Genomic DNA, 16,567 nt, shown 5'->3' with positions numbered 1-16,567 from the left:
ATGAAGTTCAGGGTTTCATTCACCGCGGCCTTGCTCGCAGCAGGATTGCCGCTGATGTCTCTCCAGGCCGCGCCGTTGCAGGCCGTGCCGGCCGTGCAGGCGGGCAATGCCACGCAGGCCACCATGCTGGCCGCCGGCTGGGCCGGAGAGCGGGTGGTTGCCGTGGGCGACCACGGTGTCGTGTTGTTGTCCGACGACCAGGGCAGGCAGTGGCGCCAGGCACGCTCGGTCCCACTATCCACGCCATTGACGGGTGTGTCCTTCGTGGATGCCAGGCACGGCTGGGCGGTGGGTCACTGGGGGGCGATCCTGTCCACCGCCGACGGCGGGGAATCCTGGCAGGTCCAGCGCCTGTCGAGCGAAGAAGACCGGCCGCTGTTCGCCGTGCACTTTTTCGATGCCCGGCAGGGCGTTGCGGTAGGGCTCTGGTCGTTGGTGCTGACCACCGAGGATGGCGGCAAGACATGGACGGAGCAGCCGTTGCAAGCGCCTCCAGGAGCCAAGCGGGCCGACCTCAACCTGATGGGGCTGTTTGCCGACAACCACGGCACCCTGTACGCCACGGCCGAGCATGGGCAGGTGCTGCGCTCCGACGACCAGGGGAAGAACTGGCGTTACCTGGATACCGGCTATGAGGGCACCCTGTGGTCTGGCGCGGTGCTGGCCGATGGGCGTCTGCTGCTGGGTGGTCAGCGTGGCACCCTGTTGCAGGGCTCTGCCGATGGCAAGGCTTTTCGCAGAGTGCCAACGCAAGGCAAGGGCTCGGTCACATCCATAGCAGTGGCTGGCGCTCGGGTACTGGCGGTCGGGCTTGACGGACTGAAGGTACGGAGCAGGGATGGTGGAAACAGTTTCCAGGAAGCACCGTCGGCTGACGGCCTTTCGCTGACGGCGGCGCTGTTCAACGCCGACGGCACGCCGCTGCTGTTTTCACGTCGCGGAGTAATGCCCCGCCAGGAATGAAAGTGTTCACCGGCCTCTTTGCTTGTCCGGGGACGCGGTTGGGCCTGGCGCCTTCGGGGCCAGGCCGGCCAGCGTGGAAGGCTTCTAGAGCTGGAGATAGTCGGCCAGGTCTGCGTAGTTATGTTGCCACAGGCCTGGGCTGCCATTGGGGTACTGGGAGCGGAAGCCGAGGATCTTCTGAACGCGCGGAGCAAGCGTTCTGACCAGTTCGAGCGGCACGATCAACGGGTAGGCCTCTTCAGGCGTGATGATCGAAGCCTGCATCGGGATGGTCAGCCCGCGACGGTAGAAGTCAGCGGTCACGTTGGCCCCGCCGCCATGAACGACTTTCCCGCCGAACAGCACGGCATCTCCTGCTTTCAACAGGGCAGGGATCGTCATTTCTGGGGTTCCTACATCGTCGAAGTCATCCCAGTCCTGGCTCCCGGGGATCAAGCGCGTGGCACCGTTTTCCTCGGTGAAATCGGTCAGCGCCAGCATCAGGTTGGTGATGGTGCGCGGCGCATGTTTATTCATGGCCACGAACGGTTGGTACTGCGCCATGTCGCGGTGCAGCATTTGCGCTTTGTTGCCTGGGCCGATCTCGATCAACTGGGCCGTGGTCAGCCACCAGTCACCGCACTCCGCGGCGTAGAGCACATTCCCCAGGTCGTGAAAGAGGTCGTCATCGAGGATCTCCTCGCGAAAGGTCTTGCTGTGGGTGACGAGGTTGGTGAGCCGTTTGGTCTGGCGGCCATGGAACTCGGCGATCAGCTCGTGCTGGTGCTTGGAGCCGGCCTCGAGCGCGGCCAGGGGAGCGTCCAGTTCGTTGTTGATCCGTGCGACTTGTTCGGGGGTCATGAAGTTGCGGATGATCACCGCACCTGCCTGGTCGCTCAGCAGTGCAATCTCTTGCGCTGGAGTCGAGCGGGTTACGACGGGCAGGCTGAAGGTATCGCGAGAGGCTGACATTGAAAGAACTCCGGATTGAAGGAACGGTTGGCGCAGGCGGGTCGCTGCCCGGGCAACGGGCACCGGCGAACAAGCCCGCTTGCCACTGCGCTAAACCCCAAAAAAAGAACATGGAGCGTCACGGCGCCTCCTTGTATTTTTTTGTTCAGGCAGTGAGTTCATGCTAGGTTTCCCCCAACCTTGCGCCAAGGTACGAACTGCACCATTTCCTCTGTGATTTTTGAGTGTTTTGCACCGCCCATGACCAGTACGCCATCCTCCTGGCCACGCCCATCGGAAGCCGTTCGTGAACTCATGCGCAAAGGCGCCGAGCTCGCTCAGACGCTGCCGCCGGAGTGGGTCGAGCGCCTTAATCAGGCGCTGTTCTCTTCACCGGAAGATGCCAAGCTGCTGGAGGACCCGGTCATCCTCGCGGCGTGCCGGCGCGCCAACCGCGCAGAGTTGCTGCATTGGGCGAACGCCAATCTGCAGCGCCCCGGAGAACCGGTGCAACCCTACGTCTCGGCCGACATGGTGGACACGGCCAGGGAACTCGCCCGCAGAGGGCTGTCCGAGCTGCTGATGAATGTCGCGAGGTCGACACAGAACACCGCCTGGGAGCTATGGATGAAGATGGCCTTCAACCTGACGCAGGATCCCAGGGTGCTTGAGGAATTCCTGGAGGTCTCGTCGCGGTCCATCTCGGAGTTCATTGACAGCAACATGCGTGTGGTGACCCAGATCATCCTCGAAGAAAAGAGCGCCCAGGCCCATGACGACCCGATCGACAAACGAAGCCTGGTCAGTCGGCTGCTCGAGGGCAGGGATGTGGATACGGAGCAATTCGGCAGGCGGCTGGGCTACAGCCTTTTCCAGAAGCACTACGCCGGCCTGGTCTGGTGCGAAAGCCCGGACGCCGAGATCCGCCTTCTGGAGGATGTGGCGCGTACCCTGGCGCAACTCACGGGCACGGCGGCGCCGTTGATCGTATTCGCCGGCCCCGCGACCCTGTGGGTCTGGAGCCATGCGGCGAAACCGCTGGACCTGAACCTGCTGCAAGGCATCGCACTGCGGTTTTCAGGGATTCGCGCGGCAATCGGCTCGCCGGGCACGGGAGTCAATGGCTTCCGTCGCTCGCATCTGGAGGCCCTGACGACGCAAAGGCTGATGGGCCGCCTGGCGGGCGCACCCGCCGTTGCCACCATCGACCAGGTGAGGATGGTGTCGCTGATGACCCAGGACGACCGCGCGGCCAGGCAGTTCGTCTTGAGCACCCTGGGGCGGCTGGCGACGGAGCCTTCGGTGCTTCAGCGCTCGCTGCACGCCTTCCTGGCCAATGGCTGCAATGTCACCCAGACCGCAGAAGCGCTGGGCACGCATCGCAACACATTGCTGCGCCGGCTGGAGCGTGCCCAGGACCTGTTGCCCGTCCGGCTTGCCGATCATCGCATTCAGATCGCCGCGGCCCTTGAACTGGTGATCTGGAGTACTCCCCTGATCGATGATGATAAATAACCATAAAGACCGAACGCGCTCTTCACAGTAAAAAGGATGCCCCGGTCAGGAAAAGACCGCCAATAAGGAAGAGGGTGATCAGACGAGTGCTGAGCCTGAGAGGAGGCTGATGCTCGACAGTCTTGTCCAGGGCGAAATAAAGCTTTCTGAGTATTTGCCGCTCATCGATATCGTCTGCATCGAATATTGAATCGATCACCGAGTCCGCGCTTGGAAATGGGTTATGCAAGAGCGGAGCGACATCGAATGCACTTTTCTGGAGCGCCCGCGCGGAAAGCAGAGCCGAAGTGACCAGGGCCGCAAGCGCTGCGATAGCAAGAACCACCTCCAGGGGAGTGATCATGCTGATACTGGCCGAAGTGCCAAAGCGAAGCATGGTCCCATATAGAGTTATCACGCCGGCGAGGGCACCGAGTGACAACGTGAACATGAGGCGAAGGTAGACCGTCACCAGGTTCCTTGAGGAAGAAACCTGCTCAAGATAGATTTTCACCAGTGCTTCAATGGTCAGTCGGCGCGCTTCGAATACAAGCCGACGCTCGTCGGGGGAGGGGCTAGGTGACATCCGTCGTCCTTCTGCTATGGTTGCCTGCTCGTTTCATCTTCGAATAGAAAGATGAGTCCCGCCAGAGCACTTTTTGAATATTCAATGCAGGACGGCGCTTGCTGCAGCAGCGCCGTCATCGTCCATAGGTGCGGATGTAGGTAATGTCTGTCACCCAGACCTTGTTCGGCTCACTGACCTTGAACTGCCCCGCAAGGTGATTAGGCGAGGCGACGGCTGGCTTTCCGCCATAAAACCCTGGGCGCCGCCGATAACCCGTTTGCGAACGCAACCCCTCTGCCTGCATCAAGCGTCCGACTCGATTTCGCCCACAGATCTCTCCCAACTCTCGCAGGTCATCGTGAATCTTGCGATAGCCATACACACGCTGCTCTTGGGGCTTATTGTAGACCTTGATCCAGGCGTAAAGGCTGTGCACGGACATGCCCAGGCGCTGAGCGACATCGGCGACAGATTTGCCTTTTTGGTCACTCGCTTGACCGCTTCGATCTTGAATTCTTCGGGGTAACGCATGACGTGACCTGCCCCCAGTTTTAGTACCGCTGCCTAGTCAGTAGGCCCTGGGGTTGATATTAATTTTTCCTGCTTCAGCTGCTGCTGGCGAGTTCGCCAACTTGCAGCAAATTCTGCCAGGGCGAGATTGCCAATCGCGCTGTGCGGTCGGTGTTCGTTGTAATCCCGCCGCCAGGCCGCGATGCGGATTCTCGCTTCGGCCAGCGAACAGAACCAGTGCTCATTGAGGCATTCGTCCCGGAGCTTACCGTTGAACGACTCGATGAAGGCATTCTGCGTGGGCTTACCAGGCTGAATCAGCTTCAGCTTGATGTCGCGCTGATAGGCCCATTGATCGAGTGCCTTGCCGGTGAACTCGGGCCGCTGGTCGGTGCGGATCGCTTTCGGGTAGCCGCGAAACCGCGCCATCTCGTCCGACCAGACCTGGTTTGGTGCGCTCGGCAAACTCAGACGTTCGCGCTCCACCGCGACGCCATGGCGGCGGCGGCGCCGTTTCACCATCAAGCCGGCAGCTCGGTACAGGCGATAGATCCGCTTGTGGTTGTCCTGCACGCCAGCACGCCGCAGCAGGATGTGCAGGCGGCGATAGCCAAAGCGCCGGCGCTCTTGGGCCAGTTCCACCAGTTGGGCTTGCAGCTCGGTGTTTTGCACACTGGCTCGCGGCTGGTAGCGCAACACCGAGCGGGACAGCCCGATCAACTGACAGGCACGACGCTCGGAGATGCCGGTTCGCGCCTGCATCTCCTGCACCGCCTCCCGCCGTGCTGTCGGGCTTACCCTTTTCCCCGGGCGACCACTTTCAGCGACTCGATGTCGAGGTGGGCCTCGGCGAGCAACTTCTTCAATCGGTTGTTTTCCAGTTCAAGATCCTTCAACCGTTTGGCGTCCGCCACGGTCATACCGCCAAACTTGGCCCGCCAGGTGTAGAACGAGGCATCACTGAAGCCGTGTCGGCGACACAGTTCCTTCACCGGCACACCGGCCTCCGCCTGCTTGAGGAAGTCGAGAATCTGCTCTTCGGTAAAACGCTTTTTCACTGCCGTCTCCTGCTCGGAAAACGGACTCTACTAAGTTTGACATGGTACTGAAATCGGGGGGCAGGTCAGTGCCGCCAAAGCTCTTGAGGGCGGTCTCCCGCCCACTGTGAATGCGCTCTATCGTCGCAAAAACGTCCGTCGGATCCGATTCGTGGGCATAAATAATGTCTAGGAGGTTCACGTCCCAATCTGAAAGGATCAAGTCATGAAACTCGCGCATCAGCTCATCTCCGCGGCGAGGGTCTAACTGGCTGTTGTTCGATCACCAGAGCCGGCTGACTCACATCAATGTCAGTGAGACTGGCAGAACCTGATCCTTAATTGAGCAGCCTGAAACCTCGCTTGCAAACTACCACTCCAGGACATAGACGGGGAGATCCTCTGCGGCAGATCGTGCAGGCGAGACGTCTTCCCCGTTTGCCTTTATGACGCTGGCACCATGGCAATCTGCATGGAGAACGAATTGCGTGGCCGCGATATTTGAACTCTCGAGCCCTGTGCTTGCAGACATGAGGATTTGAATATCTACCGGCGAAGGAGGGTGGCATATTTTCTTGCACCACACCTGCAAGGCAGCAAAATTATGATCTACACACAATTCGACGCCGTATTTTATTCCAGCGGACTCGAAAATCGGGCTGGCTTCGCCTGGCATGAATAGAAAAGGCTCCTGCCTATCGGCTTTCGACATATCGGTATCGGTACTATCCTGAGCCTCGAAGATTTTGTCGTAACGATGAATGATCGTCGCGCTCTTGAGCACCAAACATGTGTTCTTGGCTATTTTCAATCCTGCCGCATGCTGGCCGCTCTTTGGTGAAGCCTGCTTGAGATCGTATGTCTGTCCATATTTAAGATCCTTATATTGATTTGTGTAGGAAGATAAATGCCGGTCGGGTACGACCCCGCGGTAGTCGAGCGGCGTATCGATCGAGCGCTGGTATCGCTCCAGGTATTTATTCATGTCGCGGGACGCTTCCGGGCCGCGCTCACGTTGCGGCTGTGCAAGTGACTTACGGAATATCTTCACGGCTGAGCGCATCCTCGTTTTGAACCATCCAGCACTACCTGGAATTATCATCAGGTTTGGAAAGCGAAGACTGAGGAATACAAGCTGCGCCCTGATTAGTTCAAATTGCGTTTCCGTCATGAAATGGCTAGGAATGTCCTTGTTTGCTGTAAACAGGTATTCAGGGGCAATGAACAGGTAATTGACGCTTTTATTTCTTGCTGTATGAACGCTGACGCTTTGTGGTGTTATCGCGTGTGGCTGAGCCCCTAGATAAGATACCGTTTCCCCATCCGCAAGGGTCATCATCGTAGTCCAGGCACTCTGTATTGCAACAGTCAGGCTTGCAAACCTTGCGTCTGGCGTAGCCGCATGATTTTTCGTATTGACCGACCAGATGGCAACTATCAGCTTTGGCATGATTACGCTCTGTCCATGACACAGAAACGAAGCGTAGCTGAAAAAACATTCTGAGCAGCCCGGAGCGGAGGCTTCTCATGAACATTCTCAACATGGCCTATCGTTTAACATAATATACATTATGCGAATCTACAGGTTCGCAGGACCTAGGGCAGCATCACGCATTTCGAAGCGACTCCATGGCGGCTTCCGTCTGGAGCCCTCGTGCGATCGCTCGCCGACCTAGCTTCTGCAACAGCCGTAACCCTGCACCTGCGTTTCGCTGTCGACCACTTCGCGCCACCAGCGTCGGCCGGCATGCGGTGCTTGCAGGTCGATCCGCTCGCCCATCATCGGCGTGGAAACCCGCACGCCGTGTTCGGTGGCCAGTTCGAGTATCCGTTCGAACGGCTCGTACCAGGCATGCATGGCCAGGTCGAAGGTGCCGTTGTGGATCGGCAGCAGCCAGCGCCCGCCAAGATCCCGGTGAGCCTGGAGGGTCTGCTGCGGGTGCATGTGCACGTACGGCCAATGTTCGTTGTAGGCGCCGGTTTCCAGCATGGTCAGATCGAACGGTCCGTAGCGGCGGCCAATCTCGGCGAAACCATCGAAGTAACCGCTGTCTCCGCTGAAGAACAGCTTCAGTTCGGCGCTTTCGATCACCCAGGAACACCACAGCGTACGGTTCCCATCATGTAGCCCACGGCCTGAGAAGTGCTGTGCCGGCGTGGCAGTCAGGCGCAAACCGCCAGCCTCGATACCTTGCCACCAGTCCAGTTGGCGCACCTTGCCTGGCGGTACGCCCCAGGCCAGCAGGCGGTCGCCTACGCCGAGCGGCGCCAGGAACAGTTCGACGAGCGGGACCAGGGCCTTGATCGCGGCGCGGTCCAGGTGGTCGTAGTGATCGTGGGAAAGAATTACCCCACGGATCGGCGGGAGATCCGCCAATGCCACCGGCGGCGCATGGAAACGCTTCGGCCCGGCGAACGGCAACGGCGAGGCGCGCTCGGAAAATACCGGGTCGGTCAACCACCAGCTACCGGCCAGTTTCAGCAGCAAGGTCGAATGACCCAGGCGGAACAGACTGCCATCGACGGTCGCATCGAGCTCGGCACGACTCGGGCTGAGCACGGGTAAAGGCTGCCGCGGGACGGTGCTTCTCGGCTTGTTGAAAAGCGCGTTCCAGAGCACCCGGGCACCGGGTGCCGGCATGTCCGCCGGCCTGGGGCTGAGATTGTGGAAACGCCCCTGGCGCAATTGCGGGGAATCGTGATGTCCGCCGATGGCGGCTCGCCGTATCGAGGGAAGTTTCAAAGCGTCATTATTCCTGTCTGGCATTTCGACAACCGTAGCGCAGCCGCCGACATTCGTTCGCGGTCACTATTGGGCATCCTCCCCTCCTCGTCATTGCCTATTCCTCGGGAGTCCTTGCCCGATCGTGCGGGCCTGCTCAAACGGTCGAATGCCCCGCTCGCCCCGATCGTTGAGCGTCATCGACGAGGCCGTTCCGAAGCGCCCGAAACTGTCATCGGCGCAGAGTCAAACCGACTACATGCGGGTCATTACGACCGCAAAAAGATCGTGTCAATATGACTCATAAACCTTCAAATCATTGATCTATATCAATAAAAAACCTGGCATGGGAAATGGAAAGCCAATGGCGACTCCTTCCCATTCAGGATTTCCCATGAAACACATGCTCCCCCTCATCGCACTGGCCCTGGCAACCACGACTCCCCTCGCCCACTCCGCCGAAGTGATTTCCGCAGATAGGGACCGAACGGTCGGCTACGGCGCCGGCGGCGTGGTTGGCGTCATGGTCGGCGCGGCCCTCGGCGGTCCCCTGGGCGCTATCGCCGGGGCCGCGCTGGGAGCCCTGGGAGGCGCCTCCGTCCAGCAGGCAACCGGTCTGAGCGAAAATGCCTACACCGTTCGCTACGAGGACGGCACGACCGAACGCTTCCGCTCTCCCAACGCCCGGTTCGACGCCGGCGACCAGGTGCAGGTACAAGGCATCCGCCTCATCCCTGCCCCGTCGCTCTCGCGTTGATCCATCCCTATCGAAGACCCGTATCTCCATCACCCCACGAGGGATTCCCATGAGTGAATTCAACGACCGGTTCGCCGTCGTCACCGGCGCGAGTTCCGGCATCGGCCTGAAACTGACCGAAACGTTGCTCGGGCACGGCGCGACTGTCCTGGCGATGGCAAGGCGCGAAGGACCGCCGGAAAGCCTGCACGCCCACTCCGGCAAGCGTCTGCACTGGCTGGCGGGCGACGTCACCCGCGAACGGGACCTGGACGCCCTGGCTTCGCGTGCCGCGTCCATCGGCCCCGTCGATTACCTGGTACCCAACGCCGGCATCGCCCAGCTCGCCGACGGCCTGGACAGCCTGGCGTTCGAGCAGCAGTGGCGGGTCAACGGCGCCGGGGCGCTGAACACCTTTTCCGTGCTCAGCCGGCAAACGAGCAAACCGGCCAGCGTAGTCTTCATCGGTACCTTCCTCAGCCAAGTGACCTTCCCCGGGCTCGCCGCCTACATCGCTTCCAAGGCGGCCCTGATCGCCCAGGCCAGGACGCTGGCGGTGGAATGGGCGGAAAAAGGCGTGCGGATCAACCTCGTCTCCCCCGGCCCTACCGCCACCCCGATATGGGCGTCACTGGGCCTGAGCGATGCCCAGGCGGAGTCTGTCACCCGGAGCATCAACCAGCGCCTGGTCGACGGCAGCTTCCTCAGCCCCGGGGAAATCGTCGACGTGGTGATGTTCCTGCTGTCGTCGAAATCCGCCGGGCTCTACGGCCAGGAGTTGATCGTCGACAAGGGCTACGGGCTGCGCTGAGGGCCGCCGATGCCGGACGTCGTATCGCGACGTCCGGCGCCTTTGCGGTTTCCTGTCGGGACCCCACGGCAGCTCAACTAGGGGGCCTGGATGCCCCCGGCTCGCCGAGGCTATCGACGCATCCGGAGGGTCTGGCGGCTTGACAGCGGGCGAAGGCTTGGCGGACTCTATATTGTATTTAGTCGATACCATCTCGCATCTTAGAGAACCCTCCCATGCCCCTGCCTGCCCTACCCCTGGATGCCCTTCTCACCGGCCGCGCCCGGCCCTTCACCCGCCCCGGCTCGCGCAGCGGCATCGCCAAGTCTCCGCGCGACGGTGCGCTCAGGGTCACCCCCGTCGGCCTGGAAGGCGACGAACAGGGCGACCTGCGCGTCCATGGCGGCGTCGAGAAAGCGATCCACCATTACCCACGCGAACACTACGCCGCCTGGATCGCCGAACTGGGCGAACACCCCCTACTGATGCAGGCGGGCGCCTTCGGCGAGAACTTCAGCACCAGCGGCTGGAGCGAAGCCGACGTCTGCCTCGGCGACCGCGTGCGGGCCGGGACCGCGCTGCTGGAGGTGTCCCAGGGGCGCATGCCCTGCTGGAAGCTCAACGACCGCTTCGAGGTCGCCGGGATGTCCCTGAGGGTGCAGGAGTCCGGGCGCACCGGCTGGTACTACCGGGTGCTGGAGGAAGGCGTGGTGGCGGCTGGCGATATCCTGCAACTGGTCGAACGGCGCCATCCGGACTGGTCGTTGTTGCGCCTGTCCGAGGTGCTGTTCGACAGGCGGGCCGACGCCGAGTTGCTGCGCCAGTGCCTGGCGCTGCCGCTGACGCCATCCTGGCGGCGCACCCTGGAGCGGCGCCTGGAAAAAGGCCAGGTCGAGGACTGGGGGCCGCGCCTGGAGGGAGCCCCCAGCCAGGCCGAGACGCCCAGGCCGACCTGAGGAAGCGCCGACGTCCCCCGCAGGCAGGGAATCGGCCTGGGGATGCATGGAGTGCCGGAAAGCGGGTATAAAGCGCCAGCGTTAAGCGACCCAGACGTCTGCCAAAGGACCCCTTTCATGCTGCGGCTCTCGATGCCGGCCCTGCTCCTGGCTCTTGCCGGCTGCGCCACCAAGCCCCCCGCCAATCCCGACAACCTCTGCGAGATCTTCCGCGAAAAACCGAAATGGCACGAGGCGGCGCTGAAGATGCAGCAGCGCTGGGGCGCGCCGGTCCAGGTGCCGATGGCGATGATGTACCAGGAATCTTCCTTCAAGCATGACGCCCTGCCGCCGCGCTACTACTTCCTCGGTTTCATCCCCTGGGGCCGGGTCAGCTCCGCCTACGGCTACGCCCAGGCCAAGGACGAGACCTGGGCCGACTACAAGCGCGAGGCCGGCGGCTGGGGCGCCAGCCGCGACGACTTCGCCGACGCCCTGGACTTCATGGGCTGGTACATCCAGAAGAGCCAGCGGGTCAACGGCGTCTCCAAGTGGGACGCCTACGGCCAGTACCTGAACTACCACGAGGGCTGGGGCGGCTACCGCAACCGCAGCTACGACGCCAAGCCATGGCTGAAGAACGTCTCGCAGAAGGTCCAGTCCCGCGCCTCGCTGTTCGGCGCCCAGTACCGCAGTTGCCAGCAGGAGCTGTCGCGCGGCGGCTGGTTCTGGTAGCCCGGTCCGCGCACGCCGCGGGCTCGAACCTCTTCCGCCTTCGACGAGGGTAGCGTCCGCCAAGACGGCCCCAAGCCGGATCGGCACGCTCGAACGGCCAACCTGCGTCATGGAACCGCAGGCGCATCCTGCCCAGCCAGCCCGCAGCGCCAGTGGACAGGCGGGTCGTCGAACCGGCGGCTGGCCACCTGGCCGAGCGGCCTGCCCTCACCTTTCACCCCGCTTCGCTTCCCAGGCCAGAGCGCTCGCGGATTGGCAGCGTCAGATTTCCTCGTCTACTGTTTGGATAAAAGTTTGGCGCCAGAAATACGTCAATAAATTGACTAAAAAAACTTACCCAGACTACGGATATTTCCCTGGGAATGCTAAGATAGCTATCACAAAGCCACTATCGACGAATGAACCTATTCGACGGGAAAATGACTAAACCGCGTGGCAAATGAAAAATAGTCACTAAATTGACGCTTCACCGCCTTGCTCTTCCCTATCCACTCAATGGACTGCCCGTGATCGGCAGAGCAAACAACATGCATTCGAAGTCGGTAGATAGCCTGTCGCTGACACGGGCTGGATTCATCGAGTACTTCCTGGTCGCGACCAAGCTGGTACACGCGCTCACCGCCATCGCCCCGGCGCTGTTCCTGCTGTACTACCCCGGCCTGGTTCCCGTGGAGCTGCGCAGCAACATGCTCGGGCTGCTGCTGTTCTTCGGCGCGCTCACGGTGATCATGTTCCAGGCACTGGACGTCTACTCCGACGATATCTTCAGCAACCGCCTGCGCTTCCGCATCATGTTCTTCGCCTGGGCCTCGGCGTTCTGCCTGCTGTTGTTCATGTACCAGGGCCTGGGCCTGTTTCCCTACCTCAGCAGCAAGCTGGTGATCTTCTGGTTCACCGGCAGCCTGCTGCTGTTCGGCGTGCAGCGCCTGCTGGTGCTGCGCCTGTACCGGGCCTGGATGAAACGCGGCATGTACCTGCAACGCACGGTGATCCTCGGCTTCACCGAGAGCGGCATGCACCTGGCCGAATACCTGGTACGCAACCACGACATCCGCTCCGGCATCATCGGCTTCATCGACGACCGCTCCGAGCGGGTCCCGGAGAACTACAACTCGCTGCCGCTGCTGGGCAACACCAAGGACCTGGAGAAGCTGATCCGCCAGGAACAGGTCGACCAGGTGCTGGTCGCCCTGCCCTGGTTCGCCGAGGGGCGCATCGGCGCCATCGTCCATCGCCTGCGGCAATTGCCGGTGAACGTCCTGCTGGTGCCGGACATGGCTGCCTTCCGGCATGCCCACAACCGCATCGTCGATGTCTCCGGGATCCCCATGTTCAACGCGTCCGAGCTGCCGCTGCGCGGCTGGTCGCCGCTGATCAAGCGCTGCGAGGACCTGGTCCTGGCGAGCATCGCGCTGGTCCTCTTCGCCCCGCTGATGGCCCTGGTGGCCCTGGCGATCAGGCTCGATTCCAAGGGGCCTGTGCTGTTCCGGCAGAAACGCTACGGCTACAACAACCGGCTGATCTGGGTCTTCAAGTTCCGCTCGATGTACACGGAAAGGACCGACGCCAACGCCGAACGCCAGACCACCCGCGACGACGACCGCATCACCCGGGTCGGCCGCTTCATCCGCAAGACCAGCATCGACGAGCTGCCGCAGCTGTTCAACGTGCTCGCCGGCAGCATGTCGATGGTCGGCCCGCGCCCCCACGCCACCGCGACCAAGGCCGCCGGCATTCCCTTCGAGGAGGCGGTCAGCGAATACAGCTCGCGCCACCGGGTCAAGCCCGGCATCACCGGCTGGGCGCAGATCAACGGCTACCGCGGTGAGACCGACACCCTGCACAAGATCAAGAAACGCGTGGAATACGACCTCGAATACATCGCCAAGTGGTCGGTGTGGTTCGACCTCTACATCCTGTTCCGTACGGTGCCAGCCGTACTCCTGACCAAGGAAGTCTACTGATGAACGCCGTCGCCCCGCTGATCCCCTGCATCGTTTCCGGCGGTTCCGGGACCCGCCTGTGGCCGGTTTCCCGGGAGAGCATGCCGAAACCCTTCATGCGCCTGGCCGATGACCAGAGCCTGTTGCAGAAGACCTTCCTGCGTATCGCCGGGCTGCCGGACGTCGCCCGCCTGCTCACGGTGACCAACCGCGATCTGCTGTTCCGTACCCTGGACGACTACCGCGCGGTCAACCGCAGCGGCCTGGCCCAGGACCTGCTGCTGGAGCCGATGGGACGCAATACCGCGCCGGCCATCGCCGCCGCCGCGCTGCATGTGCAGGAGCACTTCGGCGACCAGGCGCAGTTGCTGATCCTTCCCGCCGACCACCTGATCCGCGACGAGCAGGCCTTCGCCGCGGCGGTGGCCGAGGCTCGCGGACTCGCGGCCCAAGGCTACCTGGTGACCTTCGGCATCACCCCGGAGCGCGCCGAGACCGGCTTCGGCTATATCGAACAGGGCGCCCCGCTGGGCAACGGCTTCCGGGTCGCGCGCTTCGTCGAGAAACCCGACCAGGCCACCGCCCAGTCCTACCTGGACAGCGGCAAGTACCTGTGGAACGCCGGCATGTTCTGCTTCCAGGCCGCCACCGTGTTGCAGGAACTGGAGCGCCACGCGCCGGAGGTGCTGATCGCCGCCCGCGCCGCCCTGGCCGACGGCAGCAGCCTGGAGAACGGCCAGTGCCGCCAGCGCGAGCTGGCCGCCGGGGCCTTCGCCGAGGCGCCGGACATCTCCGTCGACTACGCGCTGATGGAGCGCTCGGACAAGGTCGCCGTGGTGCCCTGCTCCATCGGCTGGAGCGACATCGGCTCCTGGCAGGCGCTGCGCGAACTCAGCGCGGCGGACGAGAACGGCAACCAGGTACGCGGCGAAAGCGTGCTGCACGACGTCAGCAACTGCTACATCGATTCGCCGAAGCGCCTGGTCGGCGCCGTCGGCGTGCACGACCTGATCATCGTCGACACCCCCGACGCCCTGCTGGTGGCCGACGCGGCGCGCAGCCAGGACGTCAAGTTCGTCGCCCAGGAACTCAAGCGTCGCGGCCACGACGCCTTCCGCCTGCACCGCACGGTCAGCCGGCCCTGGGGCACCTACACCGTGCTCGAGGAAGGCCGCCGCTTCAAGATCAAGCGCATCGTGGTGCGCCCCAAGGCTTCGCTGTCGTTGCAGATGCACCACCATCGCAGCGAGCACTGGATCGTGGTCAGCGGCATGGCGCTGGTGGAGAACGGCGAGCGCGAGTTTCTCCTCAACACCAACGAATCCACCTTCATCCCCGCCGGGCATAGCCACCGCCTGAGCAATCCGGGGATCATCGACCTGGTGATGATCGAGGTACAGAGCGGCGAGTACCTCGGCGAGGACGACATCGTCCGCTTCAACGACATCTACGGTCGCGCCCCCGCCAGCGACGAGAAGAAAGCCTGATGCGCTGCGCCCTGGTCATTCCCACGCGCAACGCCGGCGCGCACCTGGACCGGCTGCTGCCGGCCCTGGCCGCGCAACGGCGGCAGCCGGACAGCATCCTGGTGGTGGACAGCCGCTCCAGCGACGACACGGTGGAGCGCTTCCGCGCCTTCGGCGCGCGGGTCGAGGTCATCGAGCCGGCCAGCTTCAACCACGGCGGGACGCGGCGCTGGGCCAGCCAGCAGGTCGAGGCCGACGCGCTGATCTACCTGACCCAGGACGCCATTCCCGCCTCGCCCGACAGTTTCGCCAACCTGCTCGACGAACTCTATGCCGAGGCCGACATCGGCGTGGCCTACGGCCGCCAGTTGCCGCACCCCGGCGCCGGCCTGCTCGGTGCCCAGGCGCGGCGCTTCAACTACCCGCCGGAAAGCCGCAGCAAGCGCCTGGCCGACGCCTCGGAACTGGGGATCAAGACCTGCTTCAGTTCCGACTCGTTCTCCGCCTACCGCAGCGACGCCCTGGCGGCCGTCGGCGGCTTCCCCGAAGACGTCATCGGCAGCGAGGACGCCTACGTCGCCGCGCGCCTGCTGCAGGCCGGCTACGCGGTGCGCTACGCGGCCAGCGCCGAGGTCTACCATTCCCACGATTACCGCTTGCTGGAAGAGTTCCGCCGCTATTTCGACATCGGCGTGTTCTACGGCCGCGAGCGTTGGATACGTGCCGCCTTCGGCGGCGCGGGTGGCGAGGGCAAGCGCTATGTCCTCGCCGAGATACAGGCCTTGCGTGCCGCCGGTGCCCTGTATCGCGTACCTGAAATAGCGCTGCGTAGCGCGTTCAAGCTGCTCGGCTACCGCCTTGGCCAGCTGGAACGCCACCTGCCGGTCGCCCTCAAGCGCCGCATCAGCATGTTTCCAGGCTACTGGAAGTGAACATCATGACCTACAGGAAGTGCTCCCTCATGAAACGCACCCTCCTCATGCTCGCCATGCTCGCCCTGGCCGCATGCAACACCCCCGCACGGATTCCCGCACCGGACAGCGACACCGTGGACAGCGGCAAGCGTGCCCTGGAAGAACTCGCCAGGCTACCGCCGGCGATGGAGCGGGTGCGCGTCGGGGACACCCTGCGGATCGTCCGCGATGCCGGGGAGATGCCGACCCTCTCGGCGTTCAACGTCGCCACCATCTATGAACTGACGCTGTACACCGTGCTCAACGACGGCAGCATCTACTATCCGTTCATCGGTCGCATCCAGGCCGCGCACCGCACGCCGCAGGAAATCGCCAACGAGCTGACCACCAAGCTCGCGCCGATCTACCGCGAGCCGCGGGTCACGGTGAACATCAACCAGGCGCCGGGCAATACGGTGTTCGTCGGCGGCGCGGTGCGCAACCCGTCGGCCGTGCCGATCCCCGCCGCCAACAACATGGAGCAGGCGATCCTCGGCGCCGGCGGCATCCTGCCGGTGGGCGACGCCCGCCGCGTGGCGCTCATGCGCGAGGACTCGGAAGGCCGCTATCACGCCTACTTCCTCGACTTCAGCCAGTTGATGAAGATCGGGCCGGAAGGCCGCAAGCCCCTGGCCATGCAGCGTGGCGACATCGTCTTCGTGCCCAAGTCGATGGTCGGCGACCGTATCGAGGGCGTCGACGTCTACCTGAACCAGTTGCTGCCCTTCGCCAAGTCCATCGGCGTCGGCGTCAGCTACACCGTCAACAATGATCGCTGAGGAGCG

Annotated in this window: 14 protein-coding genes and 2 pseudogenes; 10 read left to right on the top strand and 6 right to left on the bottom strand. The window is 62.9% G+C overall.

The annotated features are described in order from the left end of the window. The gene (locus ACI766_RS14465) at positions 1–963 is read left to right on the top strand and encodes a WD40/YVTN/BNR-like repeat-containing protein (RefSeq protein ID WP_003144176.1); all 963 of its coding nucleotides are present in this window, start codon (positions 1–3) and stop codon (positions 961–963) included. Between the two features lie 84 nt (positions 964–1,047). Here ACI766_RS14465 and ACI766_RS14460 read toward each other — a convergent pair whose 3' ends face one another. Next, the gene (locus tag ACI766_RS14460) at positions 1,048–1,914 is read right to left on the bottom strand and encodes a phytanoyl-CoA dioxygenase family protein (protein WP_003089190.1); all 867 of its coding nucleotides are present in this window, start codon (positions 1,912–1,914) and stop codon (positions 1,048–1,050) included. A 294-nt stretch (positions 1,915–2,208) separates the two neighbouring features. On the opposite strand from ACI766_RS14460, the gene ACI766_RS14455 reads away from it, so the two are divergent. Beyond that, positions 2,209–3,408 carry a PucR family transcriptional regulator gene (locus ACI766_RS14455; protein ID WP_003160255.1) on the top strand — a complete coding sequence of 400 codons (1,200 nt, stop codon included), beginning with the start codon at positions 2,209–2,211 and terminating at the stop codon, positions 3,406–3,408. Between the two features lie 22 nt (positions 3,409–3,430). Here the strand turns inward: ACI766_RS14455 and ACI766_RS14450 are convergent, their stop codons facing one another. The 5 genes and pseudogenes from ACI766_RS14450 to ACI766_RS14430 all read right to left on the bottom strand — a co-directional run bounded on the left by ACI766_RS14450 (position 3,431) and on the right by ACI766_RS14430 (position 8,269). Next, positions 3,431–3,973 (bottom strand): hypothetical protein, encoded by a 543-nt coding sequence (locus ACI766_RS14450; RefSeq protein ID WP_003122765.1) that lies wholly within the window; start codon positions 3,971–3,973, stop codon positions 3,431–3,433. Positions 3,974–4,097: 124 nt separating this feature from the next. Continuing rightward, positions 4,098–4,486 (bottom strand): annotated as a pseudogene (locus ACI766_RS14445) (IS3 family transposase); the annotation flags it as partial. A gap of 33 nt (positions 4,487–4,519) precedes the next feature. Then, a pseudogene (locus tag ACI766_RS14440) lies at positions 4,520–5,523 on the bottom strand (integrase core domain-containing protein). A gap of 349 nt (positions 5,524–5,872) precedes the next feature. After that, positions 5,873–6,952 carry a hypothetical protein gene (locus ACI766_RS14435; RefSeq protein WP_023114377.1) on the bottom strand — a complete coding sequence of 360 codons (1,080 nt, stop codon included), beginning with the start codon at positions 6,950–6,952 and terminating at the stop codon, positions 5,873–5,875. A gap of 222 nt (positions 6,953–7,174) precedes the next feature. Continuing rightward, positions 7,175–8,269: an MBL fold metallo-hydrolase gene (locus tag ACI766_RS14430; RefSeq protein ID WP_004343548.1), complete on the bottom strand. Its 1,095-nt coding sequence runs from the start codon at positions 8,267–8,269 to the stop codon at positions 7,175–7,177. Positions 8,270–8,618: 349 nt separating this feature from the next. Between ACI766_RS14430 and ACI766_RS14425 the strand changes: the two genes are divergently transcribed. The 8 genes from ACI766_RS14425 to ACI766_RS14390 all read left to right on the top strand — a co-directional run bounded on the left by ACI766_RS14425 (position 8,619) and on the right by ACI766_RS14390 (position 16,561). Continuing rightward, the gene (locus ACI766_RS14425; protein WP_003117251.1) at positions 8,619–8,981 is read left to right on the top strand and encodes a hypothetical protein; all 363 of its coding nucleotides are present in this window, start codon (positions 8,619–8,621) and stop codon (positions 8,979–8,981) included. A gap of 49 nt (positions 8,982–9,030) precedes the next feature. Then, positions 9,031–9,771 (top strand): SDR family NAD(P)-dependent oxidoreductase, encoded by a 741-nt coding sequence (locus ACI766_RS14420; protein WP_003117250.1) that lies wholly within the window; start codon positions 9,031–9,033, stop codon positions 9,769–9,771. Positions 9,772–9,986: 215 nt separating this feature from the next. Further along, positions 9,987–10,706 (top strand): MOSC domain-containing protein, encoded by a 720-nt coding sequence (locus ACI766_RS14415; RefSeq protein ID WP_004343550.1) that lies wholly within the window; start codon positions 9,987–9,989, stop codon positions 10,704–10,706. A 117-nt stretch (positions 10,707–10,823) separates the two neighbouring features. After that, entirely contained in the window at positions 10,824–11,420 is a 597-nt protein-coding gene (locus ACI766_RS14410; protein WP_003089218.1) for a hypothetical protein, read from the top strand. A gap of 527 nt (positions 11,421–11,947) precedes the next feature. Beyond that, entirely contained in the window at positions 11,948–13,384 is a 1,437-nt protein-coding gene (locus ACI766_RS14405; RefSeq protein ID WP_003111160.1) for an undecaprenyl-phosphate glucose phosphotransferase, read from the top strand. Then, entirely contained in the window at positions 13,384–14,850 is a 1,467-nt protein-coding gene (locus ACI766_RS14400) for a mannose-1-phosphate guanylyltransferase/mannose-6-phosphate isomerase (protein WP_003117248.1), read from the top strand. Before ACI766_RS14405 ends, ACI766_RS14400 begins: the two co-directional genes overlap by 1 nt. Continuing rightward, the gene (locus ACI766_RS14395; RefSeq protein ID WP_003089226.1) at positions 14,850–15,761 is read left to right on the top strand and encodes a glycosyltransferase family 2 protein; all 912 of its coding nucleotides are present in this window, start codon (positions 14,850–14,852) and stop codon (positions 15,759–15,761) included. The genes ACI766_RS14400 and ACI766_RS14395 overlap by 1 nt, the downstream gene beginning before the upstream one ends. 29 nt (positions 15,762–15,790) lie before the next feature. Further along, on the top strand, positions 15,791–16,561 hold the full coding sequence (locus ACI766_RS14390; protein WP_003089227.1) for a polysaccharide biosynthesis/export family protein: 771 nt from the start codon (positions 15,791–15,793) through the stop codon (positions 16,559–16,561). Positions 16,562–16,567 lie beyond the last annotated feature (6 nt).

Source organism: Pseudomonas sp. DL, assembly GCF_047199225.1.
Lineage (GTDB): Bacteria > Pseudomonadota > Gammaproteobacteria > Pseudomonadales > Pseudomonadaceae > Pseudomonas > Pseudomonas aeruginosa.
Note: the sequence above shows the minus strand (reverse complement) of the source record. Positions and strands in the feature narration are given on the sequence as shown.

What these genes read in the sequence shown, in the direction of transcription:
- ACI766_RS14465 (WP_003144176.1), top strand. Translation starts at nt 1, where the DNA reads ATGAAGTTCAGGGTTTCATTCACCGCGGCCTTGCTCGCAGCAGGATTG.
- ACI766_RS14460 (WP_003089190.1), bottom strand. Translation starts at nt 1,914, where the DNA reads ATGTCAGCCTCTCGCGATACCTTCAGCCTGCCCGTCGTAACCCGCTCG.
- ACI766_RS14455 (WP_003160255.1), top strand. Translation starts at nt 2,209, where the DNA reads ATGCGCAAAGGCGCCGAGCTCGCTCAGACGCTGCCGCCGGAGTGGGTC.
- ACI766_RS14450 (WP_003122765.1), bottom strand. Translation starts at nt 3,973, where the DNA reads ATGTCACCTAGCCCCTCCCCCGACGAGCGTCGGCTTGTATTCGAAGCG.
- ACI766_RS14435 (WP_023114377.1), bottom strand. Translation starts at nt 6,952, where the DNA reads ATGCCAAAGCTGATAGTTGCCATCTGGTCGGTCAATACGAAAAATCAT.
- ACI766_RS14430 (WP_004343548.1), bottom strand. Translation starts at nt 8,269, where the DNA reads ATGCCAGACAGGAATAATGACGCTTTGAAACTTCCCTCGATACGGCGA.
- ACI766_RS14425 (WP_003117251.1), top strand. Translation starts at nt 8,619, where the DNA reads ATGAAACACATGCTCCCCCTCATCGCACTGGCCCTGGCAACCACGACT.
- ACI766_RS14420 (WP_003117250.1), top strand. Translation starts at nt 9,031, where the DNA reads ATGAGTGAATTCAACGACCGGTTCGCCGTCGTCACCGGCGCGAGTTCC.
- ACI766_RS14415 (WP_004343550.1), top strand. Translation starts at nt 9,987, where the DNA reads ATGCCCCTGCCTGCCCTACCCCTGGATGCCCTTCTCACCGGCCGCGCC.
- ACI766_RS14410 (WP_003089218.1), top strand. Translation starts at nt 10,824, where the DNA reads ATGCTGCGGCTCTCGATGCCGGCCCTGCTCCTGGCTCTTGCCGGCTGC.
- ACI766_RS14405 (WP_003111160.1), top strand. Translation starts at nt 11,948, where the DNA reads ATGCATTCGAAGTCGGTAGATAGCCTGTCGCTGACACGGGCTGGATTC.
- ACI766_RS14400 (WP_003117248.1), top strand. Translation starts at nt 13,384, where the DNA reads ATGAACGCCGTCGCCCCGCTGATCCCCTGCATCGTTTCCGGCGGTTCC.
- ACI766_RS14395 (WP_003089226.1), top strand. Translation starts at nt 14,850, where the DNA reads ATGCGCTGCGCCCTGGTCATTCCCACGCGCAACGCCGGCGCGCACCTG.
- ACI766_RS14390 (WP_003089227.1), top strand. Translation starts at nt 15,791, where the DNA reads ATGAAACGCACCCTCCTCATGCTCGCCATGCTCGCCCTGGCCGCATGC.